9 protein-coding genes and 1 pseudogene are annotated in these 16,167 nt (G+C 62.1%); 7 read left to right on the top strand and 3 right to left on the bottom strand.

Annotated elements, in window-relative coordinates; genetic code table 11:
* Together M622_RS34735 and M622_RS34740 are read left to right on the top strand one after the other, a co-directional pair.
* Positions 1–213: pseudogene (locus M622_RS34735) on the top strand (IS5/IS1182 family transposase); the annotation flags it as partial.
* Between the two features lie 126 nt (positions 214–339).
* Complete coding sequence (locus M622_RS34740; protein WP_021250316.1) at positions 340–6,498, top strand: DEAD/DEAH box helicase; 6,159 nt, start codon at positions 340–342, stop codon at positions 6,496–6,498.
* Positions 6,499–6,639: 141 nt separating this feature from the next.
* Here M622_RS34740 and gyrB read toward each other — a convergent pair whose 3' ends face one another.
* The 3 genes from gyrB to dnaA are packed head-to-tail and all read right to left on the bottom strand — an operon-like array spanning position 6,640 to position 11,833.
* Entirely contained in the window at positions 6,640–9,141 is a 2,502-nt protein-coding gene (gene gyrB / locus M622_RS34745; protein WP_031347311.1) for a DNA topoisomerase (ATP-hydrolyzing) subunit B, read from the bottom strand.
* 49 nt (positions 9,142–9,190) lie between these two features.
* A complete protein-coding gene (gene dnaN, locus M622_RS34750) occupies positions 9,191–10,300 on the bottom strand; it encodes a DNA polymerase III subunit beta (protein ID WP_021250318.1) in 1,110 nt (369 codons plus the stop codon).
* Between the two features lie 42 nt (positions 10,301–10,342).
* Positions 10,343–11,833: a chromosomal replication initiator protein DnaA gene (dnaA, locus tag M622_RS34755; RefSeq protein WP_031347312.1), complete on the bottom strand. Its 1,491-nt coding sequence runs from the start codon at positions 11,831–11,833 to the stop codon at positions 10,343–10,345.
* Between the two features lie 313 nt (positions 11,834–12,146).
* On the opposite strand from dnaA, the gene rpmH reads away from it, so the two are divergent.
* The 5 genes from rpmH to mnmE are packed head-to-tail and all read left to right on the top strand — an operon-like array spanning position 12,147 to position 15,866.
* On the top strand, positions 12,147–12,281 hold the full coding sequence (rpmH, locus tag M622_RS39830) for a 50S ribosomal protein L34 (RefSeq protein WP_002926183.1): 135 nt from the start codon (positions 12,147–12,149) through the stop codon (positions 12,279–12,281).
* 49 nt (positions 12,282–12,330) lie between these two features.
* Positions 12,331–12,645, top strand: coding sequence for a ribonuclease P protein component (gene rnpA, locus M622_RS0120510; protein ID WP_245543090.1), 315 nt, complete (start codon positions 12,331–12,333; stop codon positions 12,643–12,645).
* Complete coding sequence (gene yidD / locus M622_RS34760) at positions 12,642–12,851, top strand: membrane protein insertion efficiency factor YidD (RefSeq protein WP_021250321.1); 210 nt, start codon at positions 12,642–12,644, stop codon at positions 12,849–12,851. Before rnpA ends, yidD begins: the two co-directional genes overlap by 4 nt.
* A 20-nt stretch (positions 12,852–12,871) precedes the next feature.
* On the top strand, positions 12,872–14,536 hold the full coding sequence (gene yidC / locus M622_RS34765; protein ID WP_021250322.1) for a membrane protein insertase YidC: 1,665 nt from the start codon (positions 12,872–12,874) through the stop codon (positions 14,534–14,536).
* Positions 14,508–15,866 (top strand): tRNA uridine-5-carboxymethylaminomethyl(34) synthesis GTPase MnmE, encoded by a 1,359-nt coding sequence (mnmE, locus tag M622_RS34770; protein ID WP_021250323.1) that lies wholly within the window; start codon positions 14,508–14,510, stop codon positions 15,864–15,866. The genes yidC and mnmE overlap by 29 nt, the downstream gene beginning before the upstream one ends.
* Positions 15,867–16,167: the final 301 nt, after the last annotated feature.

Raw genomic sequence — 16,167 nt, forward strand, 5'->3', positions numbered from 1 at the left:
CGTGACGGCTGGAAAGAAGACAGTGGCTACCATCGGCGCAGCCTTGCCGAGAACATGATGTTTCGCCTCAAGCAACTGGGCGACCGACTGTTCTCGAGAACCTTCGAGCGTCAGGTGGCCGAGGCTCATGTGCCGGTGGTCATCCTTAACGGCTTCACCTACTTGGGCATGCCGCGATCGGTCCGGGCTGGGCAAATTGCGCCTGCTGCATAAAGCGGACCGGGGAAAGGGGCGAATCATGCCGAAATCTCAGAATCTAAGCCATTGTTATATAAGCGTTTGTTAATAGTGCACCAACGCCCCTCCTACGGCGCAAAAGGTTGCTTTGTCGGCGACCCGGTGTTCGAAGCCACTTTTGGCTGGGAGGAGGCGGAACATAGCCTGGCCGAACTCAGCCCCGAGCTGCTGACGCCAGCCCTAGTGTCAGCCCTCGATCGGCCAGGCGGGGATGCAAAAAGCAGTTACCGTTTCCCTCGCGAGGCTCGCCCTTACCGCCACCAGCTCGAGGCGTGGCGGATTCTGGGGCAAGATAAGCCGCAGTCGGTGGTCGTGACCAGCGGCACGGGATCGGGCAAGACCGAATGCTTCATGGTGCCGATTCTGGATCAGCTTGCGCGTGCGCATGCCCAGCGCGGGTCGAAGCTGATTGGGGTGCAGGCATTGTTCCTCTACCCGTTGAACGCCCTAATCCAGAGTCAGCGAGAGCGCCTGAACGCCTGGACGTCATCCTTCGGCGACGGGCTACGGTTCTGCCTCTACAACGGACTGACCCCACAGAAGCAGCCGCAAGGCTTGCGCGATCAGCTGCGAAACGAGGTGCTCGATCGTGAGTCCCTTCGCGCTGCACCTCCGCCGCTGTTGGTGACTAACGCGACCATGCTCGAGTACATGCTCGTGCGCGCGCAGGACGCCCCCATCCTCGAACAGTCGCAAGGCGCGCTCAAGTGGATCGTGCTCGATGAGGCTCATACCTACATCGGCTCCCAGGCTGCGGAACTTGCGCTGCTGCTGCGTCGCGTGCTTCACGCCTTTGGTGTCACACCCGAACAGGTTCGCTTTGTCGCAACCTCCGCGACGATCGGGGGCGGCGAGGCCGAGGCGCAATTGCGGGAGTTCCTTGCGCGCGTGGCTGGTCTGAGCCTCGATCGCGTTCACGTCGTTTCGGGTCACAGAGTTGTGCCAGACCTCGATGCAGGTGAGCCCGCGTACGCCGATGCGTCACTCGAGGCCTTGGAGTCGATTGCGGAGGATCCCGAGCGCCTCTACGCGGCCTTGTGCGCTAACAAAACGGCGCGTTCGATCCGAGCGAGCTTCACTCCGCCCAACGATCGAGTTCTGCCGCTGTCCTCACTTGCGGGGAGCTTGTGCGGTCATATCGCGCCCGAAGCGTCAGACAAGGCAAAGGCGCTGAGTTGGCTCGACTTGCTGACTTTGGCGCAGTCGCGTCCGAAGGGAAAGCCAGCCAAGTCGTATCTGCCGCTACGCGCACATCTTTTCCATAACGTGCTCGATGGGCTTTGGGCCTGCGCGGACCCAGGGTGCAGATGCAAGGCCGAGACGGAGCTGGATGCGCCGGACTGGTCGTTCGGATTGGTCTACACCGAGCCGCGGAAACATTGCGAGTGCGGATCGCCCGTGTACGAGCTTCGATCTTGTAACGAGTGCAATACCACCTACCTGTGGGCACGTCGATATGGGCCTGGGGATGATGGTAAGTACCGTCTGCTCCAGACGACCGAAGAGGATGTCGATGAGTTCTCGCTGGATACAGAGCGCTCCGAGGAAGATGAGCAGCAGGCCATAGTGAGACCCGGGTATTCCCCGGTCTTGATTGCGAACGCACATAAGGGCGCGACGGAAGAGATTCTTGTCGACGCCGATACCCTTGCCCTCGATCCGTTGGAGGTGAATGGGGCAGTACGTCTCAGAGGGCGAGACGAATCGGTCATCGATGACGAAGGGACGATTGCAATGGTGTGCCCCGAGTGCGGAGCCCATGATGCTTCAAGTGGCTTGGGGCTTTTCCGCAAGGCAATCCTTGGCGCACCGTTCCTGCTTGGGGAGATCGTCCCGACGCTCCTCGAGTTCTGTCCGGACATCGATAGTTCGGAGGCGAAGCCCCTGGAGCGGCCTTATCGTGGTCGTCGAATGATCTCCTTCACGGACAGCCGGCAGGGTACGGCTCGCATCGCAGCCCGACTGCAGCAGGACTCAGAGCGCAATCGTATTCGCGGCCTGGTGTTCAAGAAGGTACTAACGTCGGGGAGCGCGGGCGGGGATGCAGATAGGGCGAAGTTGCAGAGTGACATCGACACCCTTTGCCGGGCGCTCGAGCTCGCGCCGAGTCCTGCACTGCAGGTTATGGTCGACGAAAAGAGGCAGGCGCTTCAGGCGCTGTCCGGATATCGACCCGTGCAGTTTGCCGATATGATGCAGTGGCTGAGTACCGTAGCCAGTGACGTCAAGGAGTGGATGCATGAATACTACAGCGAGCAAGACCCTGGAGAGTTTGGGAAAGGTGATGGCAGGGAGCGTTTGGCCGACATCCTACTAACCAGGGAGTTTGCCCGGCGACCAAAGAGAGCGAACTCGCTCGAAACCATGGGCCTGGTTCGGACCACTTATCCGAAACTTGAGGCGATTACACGCCTGCCGGATTTTTCGGGAAGTGCTCCCCAGATCGCGCTAGCCGACTGGAAGGACTTCCTGAAGATTGCCCTGGATTTTCACGCCAGGGGCGGCTCGTTCATCAACCTTCCAAACGCGTGGCGGAAATGGGGCGGTACAAAGCTTTCAGCAAGGCAGTTCCTGCCTCCTGAATCAAAAGAGGCTCAAACGAACCTCTACAAGCGTTGGCCACAGTGCCAGGCTACCGAGCGGCAGAGCCGACTTGTGAGACTGCTAGCACGCGGCTTAAACATCGACCCGCAGTCAGCATCAGGCCGCAACACGATAGATGTGCTCTTGAGGGGGGCTTGGAAGCAACTGGTTGAGCTGGGCATGCTTGAGATGGGCGGTACCGGTCGTTACCTCAAGCTGGATAGCTTGGCACTTGCACCCTTCGACAAGGCATGGCTATGCCCTGTGACGCGCAGGGTGCTCGACACGACCTTCATGGGCATGACTCCCTATCTCCCTGAGCAGGCCAAGTCGGACAGAGTCGCGAAGTGTGTCCCGTTGAAGATGCCGGACTACAGCCCAATCGCAAATGTGGATGACATCGGAGACCAGAGAGTTGAGGTCGTTCGCGATTGGCTCAATACCGATGACACGGTTACAGCACTTCGCAATGAGGGGCTCTGGTCCGATCTGAATGACCGCGTCGTCGAGGGGGCGTTCTACTTCCGTGCCGCCGAGCATTCGGCACAGCAACCGGGTGCGCGTCTCGCCAAGTATGAGGCGGCGTTCAAGAGTGGCGGGATCAACTTGCTGAGCTGCTCGACCACCATGGAAATGGGTGTCGATATCGGCGGGATCTCGGTGGTGGCCATGAACAACGTGCCGCCCCATCCAGCGAATTATTTGCAGCGCGCGGGTCGTGCGGGCCGTCGTAGCGAGACCCGATCGGTTGCGCTGTCACTTTGCAAGTCGAACCCACACGATCAGCAGGTCTTCGCCAATCCCATGTGGCCGTTCGAGACGGTTCTGCCTGCTCCCCGGGTCCAGTTGAGCAGTCCGATCCTGGTGCAGCGCCACCTGAATTCAATGCTCCTTGCAAACTTCTTGCGCAAGGAGCTTTCTGGCCCTGGCTCCGCCGAGAAGCTGAATCTGGAGTGGTGGATGCTGCCGGCGGATCAGTCGCGGCAGCAGCGCTTCTACGCTTGGACGCAGTGTTTCTCGAGCGGAAATGAGCCCGAGCTTGCCAAGGGTCTGCGATCGCTCCTCCGGCATACACCGCATGAAGGTACGGCTTCGTTGGAGCGGCTCGTCGCAGAAGCAGGAAGGATGGCGAAAGACCACGCCAGGAAATGGTTCTCCGAGTTCGATGTTGTTGAAGCCGAGTTGGCACGTTTGTCGACCCCTCCCGGCATAACAGAGCCCGCCTACAAAGCGCTCAAGATCCAGCGCAAGCGGCTGACCGGCGAGTATCTGCTGCGCGAACTTGCCACAGAGGGCTTTCTCCCGGGGTACGGGTTCCCGACGGACATCGCCCCGTTGGACACCTTGACCGTCGATGAGTTGGCCCGTATTGAAGCCAAGCAAAGGCGTCAGCAACAGGAAGAGACTGGCCGCATCGATAACCGGATGCGCTTCCGTGAATTGCCGAGCCGCGACATGGTGACTGCCCTGCGGGAATACGCCCCCGGCTCGGAGGTGGTGATCGATGGACTTGTTTATCGTGCTGCAGGCATCACGTTGAACTGGCATACCCCAGCCTCGGTGACCGAGGCGAATGAGATCCAGAATATCCGTGACGCATGGCGATGCCGTCACTGCGGCTCGAGCGGCACACATTTGCGAGCGAGCCGATTGCACGAGTGCCCGGATTGCGGGTCACCACTCGGCGCCGATAAGGAAGTGCGCTTCGATTATCTTGAGCCCGCAGGCTTTGCCGTTGATCTCTACAGCACCCCGCACAACGATGTTTCCACGCAGACCTTTGTCCCGGTGTCGCTTCCTTGGATCAACGCGAATGGCGAGTGGCTCTCGCTGGCGAATCCCGCGCTGGGCGTGCACCGAAGTAGCGTGGACGGTGTTGTGTTTCATCATTCGGGAGGTATCCATGGTCATGGCTTTGCGATTTGCCTCTGCTGTGGACGCGCGGAGCCGATGGATGGCGAGGATGATCTTCCTGATGCCTTCTTCGATCACAAGAAGGGGAAGCTGAAGGAGCACAGGCGGCTTCGCGGTGCGCAGGGTGGCGAGACGAGTGTTTGCGAAGGAAGCTATAACGCCTACTCGATCCAGCGCGGTCTGAGGTTGGGTCATGAGGCCAGAACGGATGTGCTCGAATTGGTGCTGCGTGGCCTGGATGATCAGCCCATACGCGATCGTAAGACCGCTTTTACGCTCGCAGTGGCCATACGCAACGCCGTCGCTGCGACTTTGGGTATCGAGTCGTCGGAGTTGGGGTGCGATACGAAGCCTGTGCGCTTCCTCGGTGAAGGGAGCTGCCAAGCGATTGTGGTCTTCGACCGAAGCGCCTCCGGTTACGCATCCTCAGTCGCCGACCGGTTGCCGCAGATCCTCCGTGCGGCCGCAGGTGAGTTGAATTGTTCCGAAAGCTGCGACTCAGCGTGCCAACACTGTTTGTTGGACTTTGATACCCGGTTCCGCCTTGATGATCTCGATCGACATGCTGGCCAAGGTTTTCTGTCTGGCGAGTGGCTGACTGCCTTGGATTTGCCCGCTGAACTTGCTCACTTTGGTCCCAGCTCCGTTGCTGAGCATCAGACCCTTGTGGAGGCGATCACGCGTGAGTTGGCCATGCCCTCGTGCGAAGTGCTGCGGATTTTTCTAGGTGGTGAGCCGAAAGGCTGGGATCTCGCCGTCTCTCCACTCCGTCGCTCGGTCTCGCGCTGGGCGGCCACAGGAGTCGCCGTGGAACTGGTACTCCGCGCAGAGGCGGTTCAGCATGTATCGCGGGGAGATCAATCGGTTCTGGCGGCGATGGCTATGCTGGACGGGGTCACGCTCAGGGTCGGAAAGGCGGCTTCCATCGCGGAGGGTTCTGCTGTTTTGGCTGAAGTCGGACTGGGCGGGCGCACGATCGCATGGGCGGGTCTCGAAGGTCGTACCGTTCCTGGTCCCAACTGGGGCGATTGTGATGGAGCGGTTCTTGTTCGAGGGGCTGCGATCAAGCCGGCAGCGTTGGGCGAGGTTCTGAAGTTTGACCTCTCGGTGCCGGAGGATTTGCCGGCACAAACGGCGAGGATCGAGCTTGGTAATGAGTTCGACGGCATGGCGGACGGATTTGGTCGTCGCATGGTCGAGAGCTTCCAATCGCATCTCGGAACCTCCTTGATTCCGCATGGTGAAAGGGTTGTGGGACTCGCGTATCACGATCGATATCTCAATGCGCCACTGCCCGTGGTGTTGCTGCTCGATTTCGTGTGTGCGTTGCGCGGAGTTGCAGACGATGCCTGGGATGTGAGGCAAGTCGAACTGAGGGTTTCCCCCGTACCCGAAGCTCAGATGGCCCGTACGCCCCCGAGTAAGGTGTGGCACAACTGGGCGAGCAACGAGGAGCGGGATCAGGCGCTCGTTGCCGCGTTTGAGTACGCGGGACTCGAACTCTCTCTTGAGACCCTGACCAAGAGCGATGCGATCCATGCGAGGAGGCTCGACATCAGTTTCGCGAGCGGCAAGAAGCTCCAGGTCTGGTTAGATCAGGGCTTCTCGTACTGGCAGATCCCGCGGGAGCGCAACTTGAGTGGGGGGCGCTCTTGGTTCCCGTTCTCCGGAGACAAAGAACGTCAGGCGGAGAGCATCGGGCGTGCCGAATTTCGGATCGAGGGGCAGGCCTACCCAACCTATGTGTTTTTGGGTTGGTCCTAAACGAAGGCCCGGTAGCCTTCCCTGAAGGCTACCGGGCCCGTACTACCACCGCTCGGCTTAATTCACCGTTCTTGAGAAATCTATTTCACCGATGTGAGAAAAATTTCAGAACGAGTGAGAACCTACAGCAGCTAAAAGTCCTCACACATCAATATTCTGCGCATACAGCGCATTGCTCTCGATGAACGCCCGTCTCGGTTCCACGTTATCCCCCATCAGCGTGGTGAAGATCTCGTCCGCGGCAATCGCGTCGTCGATCTGCACGCGCAGCAGGCGGCGCACGGCGGGGTCCATGGTGGTTTCCCATAGTTGCTGGGGGTTCATCTCGCCCAGACCCTTGTAGCGCTGCTTGGTGAGGCCGCGTTCGACTTCGTTGAGCAGCCAGGTGATGGCGTCGGCGAAGCGGGTGATGGATTTACGCTTTTCGCCGCGGCGAATTTCGGCGCCGGGGCCGATGAGACCGCCGATGGCTTCGGCGGCGTTGCGGATGCTGCGGTAGTCGCCGGAGGCGATGAAGTCCTGTTCGACCCAGCCGAACTTGCGATTGCCGTGGTGCAGGCGCTCGATGGTGAGGCGCCATTCTTCGGATTCGTCGTGGAATTCGGCGTAGATCTGCAGGTCTTCGGGCAGGTGGGGCTGGATGCGGGCGGCGGAGTCGCGGGCGGCGGCCTCGTCGTCGAGGCTGACTTCGATGTCGTGCGCCAGCATGATCTGCAGCACTTCGGGGTCGATGTAGCTGGCCAGACGGCGGACCACGGCTTCGGCGAGCAGGTAGAGGCGGGCGAGGCCGCCCAGCGCTTCTTCGATGATCGGTTCGGCGCCTGCGCGCGGTGTCAGGCTGGCGCCGTCGAGCGCGAGCGTGAGCAGGTGGCCGCTGAGCTCGTGATCGTCCTTGATGTAGAGCTCGGTCTTGCCGTGCTTGATCTTGTACAGCGGTGGCTGGGCGATGTAGATGTGGCCGCGTTCGACCAGTTCGGGCATCTGGCGGTAGAAGAAGGTGAGCAGCAGGGTGCGGATGTGGGCGCCGTCGACGTCGGCGTCGGTCATCAGGATGATGCGGTGGTAGCGCAGCTTTTCGGGCTTGTAGTCGTCCTTGCCGATGCTCGTTCCCAGGGCGGTGATGAGGGTGGCGATTTCCTGGCTTTGCAGCACCTTGTCGAAGCGGGCTTTTTCGACGTTGAGGATCTTGCCCTTGAGCGGCAGGATGGCCTGGAACTTGCGATCGCGACCCTGCTTGGCGGAGCCGCCGGCGGAGTCGCCCTCGACCAGGTAGAGCTCGCACAGTGCGGGGTCTTTTTCCTGGCAGTCGGCGAGCTTGCCGGGCAGGCCGACGCCGTCGAGGATGCCTTTGCGCCGCGTCATGTCGCGTGCCTTGCGGGCGGCGTCACGGGCGCGGGCGGCTTCGACGATCTTGTTGCAGATGGTGCGCGCGTCGATCGGGTGCTCGAGCAGGAAGTCGCCGAGCTTGCTGGCGACGACCTCTTCCACCGCCGGGCGCGCCTCGCTGGAGACCAGCTTCATCTTGGTCTGGCTGGCGAACTTGGGGTCGGGCATCTTGACCGACAGCACGCAGGCCAGGCCTTCGCGCATGTCGTCGCCGGAGATGTCGACCTTGGCCTTTTTGGCGATCTCGTTTTCGTCGATGTACTTGTTGATGACGCGCGTCATCGCTGCACGCAGGCCGGTGAGGTGGGTGCCACCGTCGGCTTGCGGGATGTTGTTGGTGTAGCACAGCACCTGTTCGACGTAGCTGTCGTTCCACTGCATCGCCACCTCGACCGTCAGTTCGGCGTCGTAGCCCTGACCGGTGGGGATGCGGGTGGAGCCGGTGGCGTAGAACACGGTGGGGTGGAGCACCGTCTTGGCGCGGTTGATGTATTCGACAAAGCCTTTCACGCCGCCGGCGAAGGCGAAGTCTTCTTCCTTGCCGTTGCGCTGGTCGATGAGGCGGATCTTGACGCCGTTGTTCAGGAAGGAGAGCTCGCGCAGGCGCTTGGCGAGGATGTCGTAGTGGTATTCGATGTTGCCGAAGATTTCGTCATCGGCCAGGTAATGGACCTTGGTGCCGCGTTTGGTGGTGTCGCCGATGACGCGCGCGGGGCTCACTTCGACGCCGTTGACCACCTCGATGACGCGGTTCTGCGGCTTGCCGCGTTCGAACTCGAGCAGGTGGCGCTTGCCGTCGCGGGCGACGGTGACGTGCATCCACTTCGACAGGGCGTTCACGCAGGACACGCCCACGCCATGCAGGCCGCCGGACACCTTGTAGCTGTTCTGGTTGAACTTGCCGCCGGCGTGCAGCACGCACATGACGATTTCGGCGGCCGAGCGCTTGGGTTCGTGCTTGTCGTCCATCTTCACGCCGACCGGGATGCCGCGGCCGTTGTCGGTGACGGAGATGGAGTTGTCGGCGTGGATGGTGATGACGATGTCGTCGCAATGGCCGGCCAGTGCTTCGTCGATGGCGTTGTCGACGACTTCGAACACCATGTGGTGCAGGCCGGTGCCGTCGGAGGTGTCGCCGATGTACATGCCGGGGCGCTTGCGCACCGCTTCCAGGCCTTCGAGCTGCTGGATGCTGGTTTCGTCGTAGTCTTCGTGCGCGATTGCGGACGCGGTGGGCAGGTCTTTCGGTTCGGACATGGTCATCTCGGTGATTCCTGAAAACGGGGTGCTGTGCGGCGACTGGGCCTCAAATGCGCATCGGCATCACGACATACTTGAACCTGTCGTCGCCGGGCAGGGTGATGAGCACGCTGGAGTTGCTGTCCTTGAAGCGCCAGTCCACGGTGTCGGAGCTCAGGTTGTTGAGCACGTCGAGCAGGTAGGTGACGTTGAAGCCGATGTCGAGCTTGTCGCCGTGGTAGTCGACTTCGAGCTCGTCTTGCGCTTCTTCCTGGTCGGTGTTGGTGGATACGACCTTGAGCACGCCGTCTTCGAGCACCACGCGTACGCCGCGGAATTTTTCGTTGGTCATGATGGCGGTGCGCTGCAGCGCAGCCAGCAGCGGCTGGCGGGCGAAGTTGATGAGCGTGGGGTGCGCTTGCGGGATGACGCGCTCGTAGTCGGGGAATTTGCCGTCGATGAGCTTGGTGACGAGCTCGATCGCGCCGAAGCGGAACACCGCCTGATTGCCGGCGAGCACGATCTCCAGCGGGTCGTCGTTGTCGGCGAGCTGGCGCGCGAGTTCGAGCACGGTCTTGCGCGGCAGGATGGCTTCGGTGCGGGTGGTGACCGGCGCTTCGAGCTCGGAGGCGGCGTAGGCCAGGCGGTGGCCGTCGGTGGCGACCATGCGCAGCTCGCTGCCGTCGGCGATGAGGAGCAGGCCGTTGAGGTAGTAGCGGATGTCTTGCTGCGCCATGGCATAGGCCACTTGCGCGAGCTGGCGCTTGAAGGTGCGCTGGCCGATGCTGAGGCGGGCGGCGGCTTCGTCCGGCGGCGACAGGCGCGGATAGTCGGCCGCGGGCAAGGTCTGCAGCTGAAAGCGGCTACGCCCGGACTTGAGCGTGAGGCGCTTGTCGTCGAGTGTGAGGCTGACCTCCCGGCTCTCGGGCAGGGCGCGCAGGATGTCCTGCAGCTTGCGTGCGGCGACGGTGATCGAGACGTCTTCGCCGCCGATGTGGCCGGCGCTGGTGGTGCGGATCTGGATCTCGATGTCGGTGGCGAGCATCGTCAGCTGGTCGCCCTGTTTCTCGATCAGCACATTGGACAGGATCGGCAGGGTGTGGCGCTTTTCGACGATGCCGGCAACCGACTGCAGTGGAGCCAGGAGCGCATCGCGGGTGGTGGTGAGCAGGTGCATGGCGTCAGATCAGGTCTAGGGTTGATCGGTGTGTGTTCTGGCTCATCCGCGCAGGACCTGGGTGAGCACGTGGACATCGTGGTTGAGCTGGTGGTCGCCAAGGCGCAGCTCGGTGATGGTGCGGCAGGCATGCAGCACGGTGGTGTGGTCGCGGCCACCGAAGGCTTCGCCGATGGCGGGCAGGGACATCGGGGTGAGTTCCTTGGCCAGCCACATCGCCACCTGGCGCGGGCGCGCGATGACGCGCGTGCGCTTCTTGGAATACATGTCGGCGACCTTGATCTTGAAGTAGTCGGCGACGGTCTTCTGGATATGCTCGATCGACAGCTGGCGGTTGTGCGCGTGGAGAATGTCCTTGAGCGCTTCCTTGGCCACGTCGAGGCCGATCTGGCGGCCGTGAAAACGGGCGTAGGCGACGACCTTGTTGAGCGCGCCTTCGAGCTCGCGCACGTTCGAGCGCAGGTTTTTGGCGATGAGGAAGGCGACGTCGTCGTCGACCAGCACGCGCAGCACCTCGGCCTTCTTCTGCAGGATGGCAACGCGCATCTCGAGTTCGGGCGGTTCGATCTGCACCGTCAGACCCCAGTCGAAACGCGAGATGAGGCGGTCTTCCAGGCCCTGGATGTCCTTGGGGTAGGTGTCGCAGGTGATGACGATCTGCTTCTTGGCTTCGGTGAGCGCGTTGAAGGCGTGGAAGAACTCTTCCTGCGTGCGGTTCTTGTTGTTGAAGAACTGGATGTCGTCAATGATCAGCATATCGAGCGAGCGGTAGTAGCGCTTGAACGCGTCGAAACTTTTTTGCTGATAGGCGCGCACGACGTCGGCGTAATAGTCCTCGACGTGTACATAGCGGATGACCGCACGCGGGTTGAGCTTGAACACCGCGTTGCCGATGGCGTGCACCAGGTGAGTCTTGCCCAGGCCGACGCCCCCATACACAAACAGCGGGTTGTAGGAGGTGCCGGGGTTCTGCGACACCTGCATGGCGGCGGCGCGGGCCAGATCGTTGGCGCGGCCGGTGACCAGGGTGTCGAAGGTGAAGTCGGCGTTGAGGCGAGTCTTTTCGTAGGCCAGCTCCATGCCCGATGGGGCGCTGGGCGCGCTGGAGGGTCTGCGGTTGCTGGTGCTGTCGGGCGCGCGAGCGCTGGCGGGGGCGTCGCTGACGTCCGATCCGGCGAGCGTCGCCTGGGTGGCTGCGGCGGCTTGTACGGCGGCGCTGTTGCTTTGTGCTGGCGCGCTGGCGCCGGCCGTCGGGTTAGGCGCGGCGGCGCGGCTGGCGCGCGTGGCGTCCACCGGCGGCAGCAGCAACTCCACTTGCAGCGGGCTGCCGCTCAGTTCTTCGCCCAGTTCGTGGATGCGACGTAGATAGCGTTCGCGCACCCACTGCAGCACGAAGCGGTTGGGCGCGATGAGGCGAAACACGCCGTCCACGCTGGATTCGGCCCGCAAGGTCTTGATCCAGGTGGTGAACTGCTGCTGCGGCAGCTCCTGTTCAAGGCGCGACAGGCAGAAAGGCCAGAAGTCTTCAGTCACGGCGTCTTCGATAGGGTGGATGTCGTTGTGGGCAATGTGGTTGTGCGGCAATTTTTTCAAGCGTCAGCGCACGCGCGGGGCGTGAACGCGAGTACTTGTTTGTCGTGTGGGCTCAGGGGGACTTGCATGCGTGGCCTCCTGGCGATGCGGGCGCGATATGCCGGGCAAGGCTTGCCTTGACGGCGAGGCTCCGAAGCCCGATATTCTAACCCCCGCAGGGTGACTTATCCACAGGGGCTCCCAAAAATTGTTATTGACAAACATGGGATTATCCCTTTAACTCTCGTGTTTGACCTAACACTGGCCGTCGATCATGAAACGCACTTATCAGCCCTCCGTTGTACGTCGCAAGCGCACCCATGGCTTTCTGGTCCGCATGAAGACCCGTGGTGGCCGTGCGGTCATCCGCGCACGTCGTGCGAAGGGCCGCCATCGCCTCGCTGTCTGAGGTGAGCTTGCCCACGGGCGCTGACCAGAGTTTTCGAAGCGCTCACAGATTGCACAAAACGGATGAATATTCATCCGTTTTTGCATTCAGGCGTGCTCTGCGTGGTCGCTTCTACATCCTGCACTATCGCCCGAACGGTCTCGATACGGCCCGTCTGGGCGTGGTGGTGGCAAAAAAGCTCGCCAAGCGTGCGAACACCCGCAACCTGGTGAAACGTATCGCGCGCGAGCTTTTTCGCCGTCATCGCGAATCGCTGCCGGCGCTCGACATGGTTGTGCGTCTGCAGGCGCCGGTTGCCAAGGCAACGCGTGCCGAGCTCAATCAAGACCTGCTCGCCTTGCTGCACAAGCTGCCCCGGCAATGAAGTTTCTGCTGATCGCTCCGCTGCGCTTCTATCGCTACGCGATCAGCCCCATGCTGGGGCGGAATTGTCGTTTTTACCCGACCTGTTCCGAGTACGCGATCGAAGCGGTGGAGCGCCACGGTGCGCTGCGCGGTGGTTTGCTGGCGGCCAAGCGGGTGGGGCGTTGTCACCCTTTCAATCGGGGCGGGTATGATCCCGTTCCCTGACCTGAGATAGAACGAATCCGATGGATCAACGCCGCCTTATCCTCTTTCTGGTCTTTTCCTTCTCTTTGGTGATGTTGTGGGAAGGCTGGATCAAGCAGAACAACCCCGCGCCGGCGGTTCAGGCTACGAGCGCGGCAGGCGCACCGGCCGCAGCGGATGGGTCGGTACCGACGCCGTCGGCCGCACTCACCGGCCAAGCCAGCCAGGCCGTCGTGCCGGGTGGGACGGTTGCGGTCTCTTCCGCGCCGCGCGTGATCGTGACCACCGATCTGCTGCGTGCCGAGGTGTCGGCCGAGGGCGGCAGCATCGTTCGTCTCGAACTGCTGCAACACCAGGCCAGCGGCGAGAACAGCGGAAATTTCGTGCTGTTCGACGATGGCACGACCCGCCATCAGTACTCGGCGCAGACCGGCCTGATCGGCGAAGGTTTGCCGACACACAAGACCGTGTTTGCCCTGCCCGCCGGCGAACTCGCCCTGCAGAATGGCGAGGATTCCGTGGTGCTGCGCTTGCAGGCGCCGGAACAGGACGGCGTGCAGGTCACCAAGGTGATGACGTTCAGGCGCGGCAGCTACCTGGTCGATATCGCTTATGAGATCAAGAATGGCAGTGCGCAGGCGATCTCCCCGCACGCCTATTTCCAGCTCACCCGCGATGGCGAGGCAGCGGAGCAGGTCGAGGCCTTTGGGGTCAGCACCTTCACCGGCCCTGCGTTCTTTACCGATGTGGGCAAGTTCCAGAAGGTCAGTTTTGCGGACATCACCGACGGCGACGCCAAGTTCGTGAAGACCGCCAACGACGGCTGGGTGGCGATGGTGCAGCACTATTTCGTCAGCGCCTGGCTGCCGGAAGGGGATGTGCAGCGTGAGTTCTTCGCCCGGGCGCTGGGTAACAACCTGTTTTCGGCGGGCATGATCGTGCCGGTCGATACGCTTGCGTCCGGCGCCGAAGGAAAGGTGGAGTCGCGCCTTTACGCCGGTCCGCAGGAGCAGGACAAGCTCGAAGCGATCGCGCCCGGGCTGGACCTGGTGGTGGACTACGGCTGGCTGACGGTGATTGCGGCGCCGCTGTTCTGGGTGTTGTCCTGGCTGCATAGCCTCACCGGTAACTGGGGCTGGGCAATCATCCTGGTGACGGTCGCGCTCAAGGCCTTGTTCTTCCCGCTGTCGGCGACGAGCTACAAGTCGATGGCGAAGATGCGGGTGCTCGGCCCGCGCCTGCAGCGCATGAAGGAGTTGTACGGCAATGACAAGGCCAAGCTGCAGCAGGAGATGATGAGCCTGTACCGCACCGAGAAGATCAACCCGCTGGGTGGCTGTCTGCCCATCCTGGTGCAGATTCCGGTGTTCATCGCCCTCTACTGGGTGCTGCTGGGCAGCGTAGAGATGCGCCACGCGCCCTGGCTGGGCTGGATTCAGGATCTGTCGGCGAAGGATCCCTACTTCATCCTGCCGGTCATCATGGCGCTGTCCATGCTGATCCAGATGAAGCTCAACCCCACCCCGCCGGATCCGATTCAGGCCAAGGTGATGATGGCAATGCCGGTGGTGTTCGGCTTCATGTTCCTGTGGTTCCCGTCGGGTCTGGTGCTGTATTGGGTGGTGAATAACACGCTGTCCATTGCCCAGCAGTGGCAGATCACACGGATGATCGAAAGTGGACAGTCGGGCAGCAAGGCCAGCTGACACGATTGCGGCGATTGCGACGGCGCCGGGCCGCGGTGGCATCGGTGTCGTCCGCGTCTCGGGTGCCAGCCTGAGTGAGCTTGCGACCGCGCTGTGCGGCAGTGTCCCCGTCCCGCGCAAGGCAGTGTTTGCCCGCTTCCTTGATGCTGACGGGGTGACGCTCGACGAGGGCATCGCGCTCTACTTTCCCGCCCCCGCGTCCTTCACTGGTGAAGACGTGCTCGAGTTGCAGGGCCATGGCGGCCCGGTCGTCATGCAGATGTTGCTCGAGCGCTGTCTGGAGCTGGGCGCCCGCCTGGCCGAGCCGGGCGAGTTCACGCGCCGCGCCTTTCTCAATGGCAAGCTCGATCTGGCCCAGGCCGAGAGCGTTGCTGATCTCATCGAGGCGTCCACCGCCGCCGCCGCGCGCTCTGCGCTGCGCTCGCTCTCTGGCCGATTCTCTGAAGAGATTCACCGCATTGTCGATGCGCTGATCGATTTGCGCATGCTGGTCGAAGCCACCCTCGATTTCCCTGAAGAGGAGATCGAGTTTCTCGAGCAAGCGCGCGCGCTGCCGCGACTCGACACCATCCGTCAGCAGTTGCAGGACGTTCTCGATCGCGCGCGCCAGGGCGCACTGCTGCGCAGTGGCCTGAACGTGGTGCTGGTGGGTGAGCCCAACGTCGGCAAGTCCAGCTTGCTGAACCAGCTCACCGGCGAAGACCGCGCCATCGTCACCGAGGTCGCCGGCACCACGCGCGATGCCTTGCGCGAGACGGTACAGATCGAAGGCATTCCGCTGCACATCATCGACACCGCGGGCCTGCGCGAGACTGAGGATGCCGTCGAGCGCATCGGCATCGAGCGCACCTGGCGCGAGATCGAGCGCGCCGACGTCATCCTGCGGCTGGTGGATGCGCGCGTGGGGGCTTCGGCCAGCGCGACCGAGGCGATCGATGCGCGCCTGCCGCAAGCGGTCGAGCGCATCATCATTGCCAACAAGATAGATCTCGTCGGGCTGGAGGCCGGGCGGGTGGAAGAAAACGGCGTGGTCCGTCTGCAGGTGTCGGCGAAGAAGGGTGCGGGCATGGAACTGGTGCGTGCGGAGTTGCTGCGCGTCGCCGGTTGGCAGGCGCATGGCGAGGACCTCATCCTGGCGCGCGAACGGCATCTGCAGGCGCTGCGCGCCGCGTTGGCGCACATTGGCACGGCTGCCGGCCAGTCGGCGGCGCTTGAGCTGTTCGCTGAAGAGCTGCGCCTGGCGCAGGATGTGCTGGGGGAGATCACCGGCGAATTCAGTGCGGACGACCTGCTTGGGGTGATCTTTTCGCGGTTTTGCATAGGAAAGTGACGCCCGGGCTGGTGCCTCATGCGCGCATAGAAATCTTTAAGCGTGCGCGGATCTTGACCTTTGTTTTTTGGTGTCTATAATTCGGCCTCTCCTGGCGCTGACGCGGTTTGATTCCGGTCTTTGCGGTGGTGCTGGAGGTGAGGCGGGTTGGGTGTTTCGGGGATTTCGGGTCGTGCGGTTGGAGGCACGGTTCGTTAAAAAGAGTTCCCGAGGTACTTGACAGGGGTTGTGGCAGTGTTCATAATCTCGCTTCTTTGCTGCAGGTTCTGCGGCGAATCTTTAAAAACTTGAACAATCGATA

This window comes from Thauera terpenica 58Eu (assembly GCF_000443165.1).
Lineage (GTDB): Bacteria > Pseudomonadota > Gammaproteobacteria > Burkholderiales > Rhodocyclaceae > Thauera > Thauera terpenica.

Coding starts and splice junctions, on each gene's coding strand:
- yidC (WP_021250322.1), top strand. CDS start 12,872: ATGGATCAACGCCGCCTTATCCTCTTTCTGGTCTTTTCCTTCTCTTTG.
- dnaN (WP_021250318.1), bottom strand. CDS start 10,300: ATGCACCTGCTCACCACCACCCGCGATGCGCTCCTGGCTCCACTGCAG.
- rpmH (WP_002926183.1), top strand. CDS start 12,147: ATGAAACGCACTTATCAGCCCTCCGTTGTACGTCGCAAGCGCACCCAT.
- gyrB (WP_031347311.1), bottom strand. CDS start 9,141: ATGTCCGAACCGAAAGACCTGCCCACCGCGTCCGCAATCGCGCACGAA.
- yidD (WP_021250321.1), top strand. CDS start 12,642: ATGAAGTTTCTGCTGATCGCTCCGCTGCGCTTCTATCGCTACGCGATC.